The organism is Xanthomonas sp. WHRI 8393, from assembly GCF_040203315.1.
Taxonomy (GTDB): domain Bacteria; phylum Pseudomonadota; class Gammaproteobacteria; order Xanthomonadales; family Xanthomonadaceae; genus Xanthomonas; species Xanthomonas arboricola.
In genome coordinates this window covers 111,202-121,515 of the sequence record NZ_JBEGGL010000009.1, presented here as the reverse complement: position 1 = coordinate 121,515, position 10,314 = coordinate 111,202, and the positions used below count along the sequence as shown (strand labels likewise).

Sequence of the window (10,314 nt, the reverse complement as noted above, 5' to 3'; positions counted from 1 at the left end):
GCCCGCCCATCGTCGCGGGACCTTACGCGGCATGGATGCCGCGTAAGAGCCTACACGGACGTACTTGCGGCGTGTCCCGCGAGGGTGGGCGGGCAAGGACCCCGCAGCAAACTGCAGATCAACCGCTCTACAACTGATCTATGCGCGATCTATGCGCGCGACCAATCCTTCAACAGCGCATACGAAGGGCGACGTGACGTACAGACAACAAGGCAGCGACGCGTGCCATCACGCGTCGCTGCCGGGACCGACCTTATCGCCTGGCGCGATTAGAAGTCGTAGCTCAATGTCACCCGGCCCGAGCGCGGTGCCTGGTAGGCCACTACCTGATCCCAGAGCGGGTTGGTGGTGTTGTCGGGCAACTGCGAGAACGGGTAGATGTTGGTTGCGGTCTGCTCGTTGGTGATGTTGAACACGTCAAAGCGCAGTGCCAGCTTGCCGGCGGCAAATGCCGGCTTGTAGGTCACGCCCATGTCGAGCTGCGCGATCCAGCCCAGCCGCCCCTGCGAGCCAGGAGGCGACGCCACGCCGGTGCCGGTCTCCGGGTTGTAGCAGTAGTGGTAAGGACCGCCGGTGATCGCGCTGCCACCGTAGCCTGCCGGGTCGGTGCCGGTGTAGTTGTCGCCGTAATAGTTGCCCAGGCAATTGTGCGGCGCGCCCGAGATCAGGCTGAAGTTGGCCGACGCGCCCCATTGCGGAGTGAACTGGTAGAAACCGAACAGCTTGAGCTGATGACGGTGATCGTTGGATTGATCGCCGTTGAAGTGTTCCATCAGCGCCGCGTGGTCCCAGCTCTGCGTGGTGGAAACCGAGGCCTGGCCCTGGTAGCTGCCCAAAGCGCCGCCGGTGCGCCACAGGTCAGAACGCACCTGACCTTCGGTGGTGCCATAGCTATGCGACCAGACATAGTTGACCTTGGCGTACCACTTGCCGTCGAACGGGCGCTCCAGATTGAATTCGACCGCCGAGTAATTGCGCTTGAACTTCGGGAAGCCCGCCGCCTCGCGGCTCACCGACACTTCATGGAACTGGCCATCGGTACCGATCACGCCCCAGGTGTTGGTCTGGCCCGGATTGATCAGCGATGCACCGGCAACCTGCGAGAAGTCGATGGTGACACCCTGGGCGGCCGCAGCGGCAATCAACGCCGTATTGGAAACGTCGTAGTTCTGATCGTCGATCCCCGCATTGAGGCGGCGATGCGTGCCGCGCACGCCCAGCACCCAGCCGGTGTCCAGCTGCTTGGTGAAACCGAGGATGACCTCGTCCTGGTTCTCGCCCTCGATGTCCTTGACCACCGCGGTGCGCACGTCGGCGATGCGGCCGAAACGCGAGTTGGCCGACACGGCCGACCCCAGCTGCTGCGCCAGGATCGGCGTGCCATCGGCGTTGATGCCGCTGTAGGTAAAGTAGGTATCGGTAGTGGTGGCCGGGGTGAACAGGCTCACTGCCGACAACGGCAGGCCGAGGTAATAACGGCCCACGTTGCCGAACACCTTCAGGCTGGAATCGCCGTTGACGTCCCAGCTGAAGCCCAGCCGCGGCGCCCAGGCGTTATCCACTTCGATGTAGGGGTCGCCGAACGGGGTGTAGTTGGTGAACTCGTCCTTGCGCAGGCCGATGCTCAGCAGCAGGTTGTCGGTGACCTGCCACTTGTCTTCGATGTAGTAGGCGCGTTGCTTGGCCTCGTAGGAATACAGACTGGTGTTGATGTTGCGCACCACGTAATAACCGCTGGACCCGTTGACCGGATCGACCAGGCCCGGGCTCGGCGCGCCGATGCCGCCGGCTTCGTTGGCCGACTGGCTGACCAGCCCGCCCGTCCGCAGGCCATTCGGATCGTTGGTCTGGCCATAGGTCCACGCAAAGCCCGGGCCGGACAGCACCGAGCCCACATCGATACCCTCGGACTTCTGGTTGTCGATCCCGAAGTTGAGCGTGTGGTGACCGATGCGCCATTCCAGATTCAGGCGTTGATTGTCTTTCTTGTATTCGCGATCCGGTGAACTGACCGAGGTGACCAGCTGATTGCCGATGCGCGGTGTGCCGCCGGTGTAGGCCGGATTCTGCAGCGCGGCACTGTTGATGACCGGCCCGCCGGCCGCGTTGTAGTTGAAGGGCGTCAGCTCGTCGGGCGTTTTCATCTTGCCGTACAGCGCGGTCACGGTGAGGTTGTCGCTGAGGTAGCCGGTGTACTTGCCGGTGAACAGGGTCGGGCCGGTCTTCCAGGTGGACTCGTCGGTGAAATAGCTGCCACGCTGGCGATTGACGTAGTCGTAGCGGTAGATCGACCCATTGGTCTCTGCCTCGTCGCTGGCGCCGGTCACCTCGATCAGGTGGTTGTCGGTGATGTTCCAGTCCACCTTGGCGTACCAGCGCTTCTGCTTGTAGTCGTAATCGGTGAGACCGCCGGTGCGGCCGTTGTCGGTGTCGCGATTGGTGCCGACGCGTACGCCGTCCGAATCCACCTGTTCGGCGGCCAGGAAGAAGAACAGCTTGTCCTGGATGATCGGCCCGCCGACGTAGGCGCTGTAGGTGGTCTGATTCGCTTCGGCCTCGCTCGCCGGCTGATACAGGCCATTGGCCGAGCGCGCGTAGCGGTAGGCGGCGTTGTTGATCGTGCTGCCCTGGCTGTCCGGGCGCCAATAGATGTCGCGCTGATTGGCCTTGAGACCGTTCGGCTCCCAGATCACCGCCGCGCCGAACTTCCACTCATTGGTGCCGCGCTTGCCGATCTGGTTGATCACGCCGCCATTGGCGCGGCCGTACTGCGCGCCGTAGCCGCCGGTGAAGATTTCCTGCTGGTCGATGGCGCCGTACGGCAGGGTCAGGCCGCCCAGGTTGTTGCTGATGGTGGTGGTGTTGAAGCCGTTGAGGTAATAGGCGTTTTCGCTGGCGGCCGAGCCGCCGAAGCTGGGCAGCGAGCCACCGAGCGGGCCATTGTCGAAACCGCCGCTGTTGACCACCACGCCCGGTGCGAGCAGCGCGATTGCCTCGGCGGTGCGGCCCAGCGGCAGCTGCTGCAGCTGCTCGGCGGTGACCACGGTGCGGGTGTCCACGCTGCTGACGTCGATGGTGGTCAGGCCTGCGGCGGTGACGGTCACGCTGTCCAGGGTCTGCATGCCGCTCCCCGACGCGGCAGCGAACGAGACGTCGGTGTTGGCGCCGACGGTGATCGCGACGTTCTCGCGCGTCTCCACCACCGCGCCGTCGCGCTTGACGGTGACCTTGTAGGTGCCCAGCGGCAGGTTGCCGGCGGTGTAACGGCCGCGCGCATCCACCGGTACTTCGCGGCTGAACCCGCTGTTGTTTTCCACCAGCACGCTGGTGCCGCTGCTCTGCCCCACGCTGCCGACGATGCTGCCGCTGGTGGACTGCGCGTGGACGCTCCCCATGGCCACGACCAGCGCCAACGCCAAGGCACGCTTCTGGATACTACGGTTCATGCTGTCTCCCCCAAGTCTGGAACTGTCGGCAACGCGACAAAAATGAACGGCGCCAAGGGCACCGGAATCACACTCTCTGAACATCCGCCGCAGGAGGCCAATGACCGCAGGTCATCTGCTCATGCCAAACCGTCGATACCGTCCCGTTCGATCATAGGCAGCCGGGTTGCCCTACCCGCCCGCTCCGACGGGTAGGCAGGCACCTGGTGGGTAGGCGGACAGGGGCCGCAAGCCTGACAATGGCGAATGCGCTGCCCGCAGTCGGGCTGCGCCGCCCCCACTCGGTACCACTCAAGGATCTGCGCGCATGAACCACACCCGCTCCCACGCCCTGTTCGCCCAGGCGCAGACGCTGCTGCCCGGCGGCGTCAACTCACCGGTGCGTGCATTCAAGTCGGTCGGCGGCGAGCCGTTCTTCGTGGCGCGCGCCGATGGCCCGTATCTGTACGACGTGGACGACAACCGCTACATCGACTACGTGGGCTCGTGGGGGCCGATGATTGCCGGCCACAATCACCCGGCAGTACGCGAAGCGGTGGAGCGCGCGATCCGCGACGGCCTGTCCTTCGGTGCGCCGTGTGCGGCCGAAGTCACCATGGCCGAGACGATCCACCGGCTGGTGCCGTCCTGCGAGATGGTGCGCATGGTCAATTCCGGCACCGAAGCCACGCTGTCGGCGGTGCGCCTGGCGCGCGGCGCCACCGGGCGCAACCGCATCGTCAAGTTCGAAGGCTGCTATCACGGCCATGGCGACTCGTTCCTGGTCAAGGCCGGCAGCGGCATGCTGACCCTGGGCGTGCCGACCTCGCCGGGCGTGCCGTCCGGCCTCAGCGAGTTGACCGCCACCCTCAGCTTCAACGACTTCGAAGGCGCCACCGCCCTGTTCGACGAGATCGGCGCCGACGTGGCGGCAGTGATCATCGAACCGGTGGTCGGCAACGCCAACTGCATTCCGCCGCAGGCCGGCTACCTGCAGCATCTGCGCACGCTGTGCACCCGGCATGGCGCACTGCTGATCTTCGACGAGGTGATGACCGGTTTCCGCGTCGCGCTCGGTGGCGCCCAGGCGCATTACGGGGTCACGCCGGACCTGAGCACCTTCGGCAAGATCATCGGCGGCGGCATGCCGGTGGGTGCGTACGGCGGCCGGCGCGACTTGATGGAGCAGATCGCTCCGGCCGGCCCGATCTACCAGGCCGGCACCTTGTCGGGTAACCCGGTGGCGATGGCGGCCGGTCTGGCGATGCTGGAACTGGTGCAGGAGCCCGGCTTCCACGCGCGCCTGAGCGAGGCCACCAGCGTATTGTGCGAAGGACTGGAAGATGCCGCGCGCGCGGCCGGCATTGCCGTCACCACCAATCAGGTCGGCGGCATGTTTGGGCTGTTCTTCACCGACGAGATCGTGGAGAGCTACGCGCAGGCCACTGCCTGCGACATCACCACCTTCAACCGTTTCTTCCACGCGATGCTGCAGCGGGGCGTGTATCTGGCGCCGTCGGCGTACGAGGCCGGCTTCATGTCCAGCGCGCACGACGCGGCAGTGATCGAGGCCACGCTGGCCGCCGCGCGCGAGGCGTTTGCGGAAGTGGCGCACTGAGGCGTCTTCGGACGTCGTCTTGTCTGCGAGCTGGCGCGGACACGCTGACCTTGTGTGGCGTTGAAAGCCAGGCGTGATCGCGTGCCTCGCGATGCTCACCGATGGCGCTGGCCGCAAGGCTCGCGGCACCGATGATGCCTGATGTGTATCTCGACTCCGCGCCGACGCTGAACAGGCGCGGCGCCGGCGTCGTGTCCGGGCCCATGGCGTCCGGATGGACTCGGCTGTTGCCTGGCGCTTGCACGCACCCTGCGCCATCGCTTGCGCCATTCAGGCGGCGGCGCAACGACAAGCTTTGCTTTTGTCTTGTGGCTGTCATACCTTTCTGAAAGGTGTCCACGGATGGGCATGGGTGGGGACCCTCGAAGCAGCCGATATGACGTTGTCGCCGGTCACGGTGACGCGATCTGCATCGCCGCTGTTTCATCACGATCTGCAGCGTGTCGAGCCGGCGCGCTGCCGACGCTTGCCAGGGCCGCCCTCGCCTCATGCTCAAGCCTGTTGCGTTGCTCACACCGCGCCCCTCACCGTCGCGCGATTCCGCCCTTCCCGATTGGCTGCTTGCCAGCAAGCTGGAGCCGCCGCTGCCGCGTACCGGTGCGGTGGTGCGCGGTGCCTTGCTGGCGGCGCTGGATCAGGCCCAGGCCCGGCCACTCACCCTGCTGCTGGCACCGCCCGGGTTCGGCAAGACCACGCTGCTGGCGCAGTGGCATGCGCAGCTGCGCGCACGCGAGCACGCTGCCGTGGCCTGGCTGTCGCTAGACGAAGAGGACGCCGATGCCGCGCGCTTCCTTGGCCATCTGGCGTTGGCGATCCAGCACGCAGGTGCCGATCCGGCGCTGTGCGCCGCAGTGCTGCACAACCGCGACCAGGATCCGCGCGAGGCGGTGACGGTGCTGATCCGCGCGCTGCGCACGGCGCCACGGCGCATCAGCGTGATTCTCGACGATTACGACCGGCTCGGCAGCGGCATCGTCGACGAGCTGGTGCTGCGCCTGGTCGAACACGGCGGCGGACGCCTGCACCTGCTGCTGGCCACCCGGCGCGTGCCGGCACTGCCGCTGGCGCGGCTGGACCTGCAGGCGCAGCTCAGCCGTCTCGGCAGTGCGCAACTGGCGCTGGACGAGCACGAGGCGCAGGCATTGCTGGGGCCCCAGGTCCCGGCGCCGGTGGTGGACGAATTGCTGCGCTACACCGAAGGCTGGCCGGTGGCGCTGCATCTGGCGCGCCTGTGGCTGGAGGGCGGCGCGCAACGTCAACAGGAGGTGGCCGCGCGTTTCTCCGGCCGCAGTGCACAGATTGCCGCGTACCTGGCCGAACAGGTGGTCAACGATCTGGATGCCGATACGCGCGACCTGCTGTTGCGAACCAGTCCATTGGAGCGCGTCAACGCAGCGCTGGCCGATGCAGTGCGCCAGCGCGACGACAGCGGCCGGCTGCTGGCGCGGCTGGAACATTTCCACGGCCTGCTGGTGCCCATGGATGGCGAGCGCGAATGGTTCCGCTATCACCCCTTGTTTGCCGACTTCCTGCAGCAACTGCTCGACCGCGAACATCCCGGCCAGGCCACGCACCTGCATCAACGGGCCGCACGCTGGTTTGGCGAGCACCAGCATCTGGCCGAAGCGGTGCGGCACGCATCGCGTGCCGAGTGCGGCGACCTGGCCGCCAGCTACATCGCGCGCGCCGGCACCTGGCAATTGGTACTGACCCACGGCACGCACGAGGTACGCGCACTGCTCCGGCATTTCGAACACCGCACCATCCGCGACACCCCGGCGCTGAATCTCACCCAGGCGCATCTGCACGCAAGGCTCGGCGAGTTCAGCCATGCGCGCCTGCTGCTGGAACGCTTCCGCGACTTTCCAGCGGCGCTGCGTGAGCCCTTGCAGCGCGACTACACGGTGGTGGTGGCGCTGTTGCGCGATCGCCTCGACGAAATCTGCGGCAATCCGCATGGCCTGACCCAGATCGCCGCGCAGGCATCCGCGCTGGACGAAGACGATCATCTGGGCCGCGGCATGCTGCTGTGCATCTGCGCCACCACCGCCATTGCGCAGGGCGCCTTTGCATTGGCCGAACGCTACGCCCTGAACGCACGCGACGCGATGCAGCGCGGCGGCAGCGAACCGGGCGCAAGCCAGGCGTTGCTGGCATTGGGCCAGAGCTTTTTCTACCGCGGGCAACTCGGCGACGCCGAAGCCTGTTACCGGCAGGCCCTGAACTGGTGCGCGCGCACCCCGCAACTGGATCGCGTGCTGGAGGCCGCCGGCCAGTGCCTGCTCGCGCAACTGCATTACGAACGCGGCCACCACGACGATGCGGCCGACCTGCTGCATCCGGCGCTGGAACTGCTGGAACAGCACGACGGCGGCATGGACGTACTGGCTTCCGCCTACGACACCGCGCTGGGACTGGAGCGTGTGCGCGACCACAGCGGGCGCAGTGCATTGGCGCTGCTCGAACACGTCGAACAGATCGCCCACGGGCGCAAGCTGACACGCCTGTCCGAGCTGGCGGCAGCATGGCGCTTGATGCTGTTGCTGGAACATCCGGGCAATGCCGCCATCGATGTGGTGATCGCCCGTACCGGCGGCGAATCCGGCTTGGCGCATACGCTGCGCTCGCCCCACCGCTGGCGCGATCGCGCGGCGATGGGCTTTGCGCTGGCACGCTGGCACCGGCTGGCCGGACGCAGCAGCGCCGCGCTGACCATCCTGGGCCAGATCGAACAGGCCTGCCTGGCCAATGACAATCTGTGCCACCTCGCGCGCACCCGCGCACGCATCGCCCTGGTGCTGCAGCAGCGTGGCGAACTGGCCGCGGCGCTGCCGCATCTGTACAGCGCGCTCGATCATGTGGCGCTGACGCAAAGCTGGCAGGCGATCGTCGAACTCGGACTGCCGGCCAAGGCAATGCTGCGCTCGCTGCGTCAACACGACCCGCAGACCGTCGGCGGCACCACCCGCGCACTCACCATCCAGGCCCTGCTCGAACGCCTTAGCGGCGACGAAGACCCGGCCGGCGACATCTTCAGCGAGCGCGAGCTGGAAGTGCTCGCGCAACTGGCACGCGGGTATTCCAACAAGCAGATCGCACGCTGTCTGCACCTGTCGGAAAACACGGTTAAGTTCCACTTGAAGAACCTCTATCGCAAGCTCGATGCACGCAGCCGCGAAAGCGCGTTGGCGCAGGCCTTGCAACGCGGGTTGTTGCGCGCAGCGGCCCCGCCCGGCAGTGCGGAGACGTCGCCAGGCTGACCGCCAGCGCCGGCACTGGCTTCCGTCGATAAAAATACATCATGTATGATGTATTTTTATCGGGAGCTCACAGCATGGCTGCTCGCATCCTTGTCACGGGCGCCAGCGTTGCCGGCACCACCACGGCCTGGTGGCTTGCCAGGTATGGCCGCGATGTTGAAGTCGTGGAGCGCGCGCCGGCGTTCCGCGACGGCGGACAGAACGTGGACGTGCGCGGCACCGCGCGAGACGTGCTGCGCCGGATGGGCCTGGAGGCGTTGCTGCTCGAACGCAGCACCCGGGAGCGCGGCACCGATTGGGTCACCGAAGACAATCACATGATCGGCCGCTTCGAAGCGGCGCACTCCGACACCGACGGCGGCCCGACTGCGGAGATGGAAATCCGCCGCGGCGATATTGCCCGGATCATCTACGAGGCCGCAGCGGCGCAAGGAGTGCGCTTCCGCTTCGATGACAGCATCGAACACATTGAGCAGCACGACGGCGGCGTCCAGGTCACCTTTGCCGGCGGCCATCAGGAAACCTATGCACTTGTAGTGATCGCCGAGGGCGTCGGCTCGCACACCAGGGAGCTGGTTTTCCCTGAAGAAAATCGGCCGCGCTGGATGGACCTGACGATTGCCTACTTCAGCATTCCGCAGATCGCCAGTGACGGCGTCTATGCGCGGCAATACAACACGCTGGGTGGTCGGGGAGCGGTGGTGAAACCTGCACGCGACGGCAAGTTGGGAGTCTATCTTGGCATCCAGAAGCGACCCGGTCACGAGAACAGCTGGAGCGTGGCGCAGCAGCGCACCTTCATTCGTGCGCAGTTCTCTGCGCTGGGCTGGGAGTTTCCGCGCATCCTGGATGCGATGACGGACGTCGACGATTTCTACTTCGATGTGCTGCGCCAGGTACGCATGGACCGCTGGTCCAACGGTCGGGTGGTCCTGACCGGCGATGCGGCATGGTGCCCGACCGCACTGTCCGGCATCGGCACCACGCTTGCGATCGTGGGTGCCTACGTCCTTGCCGGGGAGCTTGCCAGGTCGGACACGCCGGCAACCGCCTTCGCTCACTACGAACGCATCATGCGCCCCTTCGTCAAACAGGGGCAGAACATTCCCAAGCTGGTTCCGCGCCTGCTGTGGCCGCATACCCGCTTCGGCCTGGCCGTGCTGCGCAATGCCATCCGCCTGGCCAGCCGGCCCGCACTCAGGTCGTTCATCAACAACCATTTTGCACGGGACGCCAATGCCATCGCCTTGCCAAGCTACGAGTAGATCAACCGATTGACCGGGAAAGCCCGTTAAAAACGCAGACTACATCGCGTTCGGCGAAAGACGCTGATGCGCCAACGCCGAAACCAGAAGCAGCGTCCACGACGCTGGTTGGCGCCGCCGCCCACTCCGGTCGCGATCGCCCTGGAGCACGCGGCGTGACCGCGTGCCAGCTCCCTCACACTTCACTCCTGCCGCGGCCACGCACACCTGCGGCACGTGACAGCTCAACCGAAACTCAGCGTGCCCTTCATCATCGCCCAATGGCCGGGGAACGAGCAGAAGAAGGTGTAATCGCCGCCCTTGCTCAACTTGCTGGTGGGAAAGCTCACCGTGGTGCTGTCGCCGCCGCCGATCACCTTGGTGTGCGCGATCACGCGCGCGTCGGCCTTGGGCAGATAGCTGTCGGCAATGGTGGAGCGTATGCCGGCATTGGCCACTGCCTGGAAGTCGGCGGACTTGGTCAGCACCCAGTTGTGCCCCATCACCGTGGCGGCCATCTTGCCGGAGTGCTTGAGCGTGAGGTCCACCTGCGTGCAGTCGGGCGCCAGCTTGATCGCGCTCTGGTCGAACTTCATCTGATCGTTGCCGGTGATGGTGACGGCGCAGGTACGCGCCCATGCCGAAGGCGCCAGCAGCACCAGACCAAGCACGGCAAATGTCGAAAACACTTTCAAGGGAACACTCCTGCGTTAAGGGATGCGCGACGCCCAGCGCGCCTGGCCACACCAGCGCGTTCGCATGCGCCG

Annotated in this window: 5 protein-coding genes; 3 read left to right on the top strand and 2 right to left on the bottom strand. The window is 66.0% G+C overall.

Annotated elements, in window-relative coordinates:
- Positions 1–269: 269 nt before the first annotated feature.
- Positions 270–3,446, bottom strand: a complete 3,177-nt coding sequence (locus ABQ137_RS20065) for a TonB-dependent receptor (protein ID WP_024938104.1) — start codon at positions 3,444–3,446, stop codon at positions 270–272.
- Positions 3,447–3,753: 307 nt separating this feature from the next.
- Between ABQ137_RS20065 and hemL the strand changes: the two genes are divergently transcribed.
- From hemL to ABQ137_RS20050, 3 genes are all read left to right on the top strand, one after another.
- A complete protein-coding gene (gene hemL, locus ABQ137_RS20060; RefSeq protein ID WP_024938103.1) occupies positions 3,754–5,043 on the top strand; it encodes a glutamate-1-semialdehyde 2,1-aminomutase in 1,290 nt (429 codons plus the stop codon).
- A 488-nt stretch (positions 5,044–5,531) separates the two neighbouring features.
- Positions 5,532–8,303 (top strand): winged helix-turn-helix domain-containing protein, encoded by a 2,772-nt coding sequence (locus tag ABQ137_RS20055; RefSeq protein ID WP_184379181.1) that lies wholly within the window; start codon positions 5,532–5,534, stop codon positions 8,301–8,303.
- Positions 8,304–8,377: 74 nt separating this feature from the next.
- Entirely contained in the window at positions 8,378–9,568 is a 1,191-nt protein-coding gene (locus ABQ137_RS20050; RefSeq protein ID WP_349783431.1) for an FAD-dependent monooxygenase, read from the top strand.
- Between the two features lie 224 nt (positions 9,569–9,792).
- On the opposite strand, the gene azu is transcribed toward ABQ137_RS20050, so the two are convergent.
- A complete protein-coding gene (azu, locus tag ABQ137_RS20045; RefSeq protein WP_016903022.1) occupies positions 9,793–10,242 on the bottom strand; it encodes an azurin in 450 nt (149 codons plus the stop codon).
- Positions 10,243–10,314: the final 72 nt, after the last annotated feature.

What these genes read in the sequence shown, in the direction of transcription:
- ABQ137_RS20050 (WP_349783431.1), top strand. Translation starts at nt 8,378, where the DNA reads ATGGCTGCTCGCATCCTTGTCACGGGCGCCAGCGTTGCCGGCACCACC.
- ABQ137_RS20065 (WP_024938104.1), bottom strand. Translation starts at nt 3,446, where the DNA reads ATGAACCGTAGTATCCAGAAGCGTGCCTTGGCGTTGGCGCTGGTCGTG.
- hemL (WP_024938103.1), top strand. Translation starts at nt 3,754, where the DNA reads ATGAACCACACCCGCTCCCACGCCCTGTTCGCCCAGGCGCAGACGCTG.
- ABQ137_RS20055 (WP_184379181.1), top strand. Translation starts at nt 5,532, where the DNA reads ATGCTCAAGCCTGTTGCGTTGCTCACACCGCGCCCCTCACCGTCGCGC.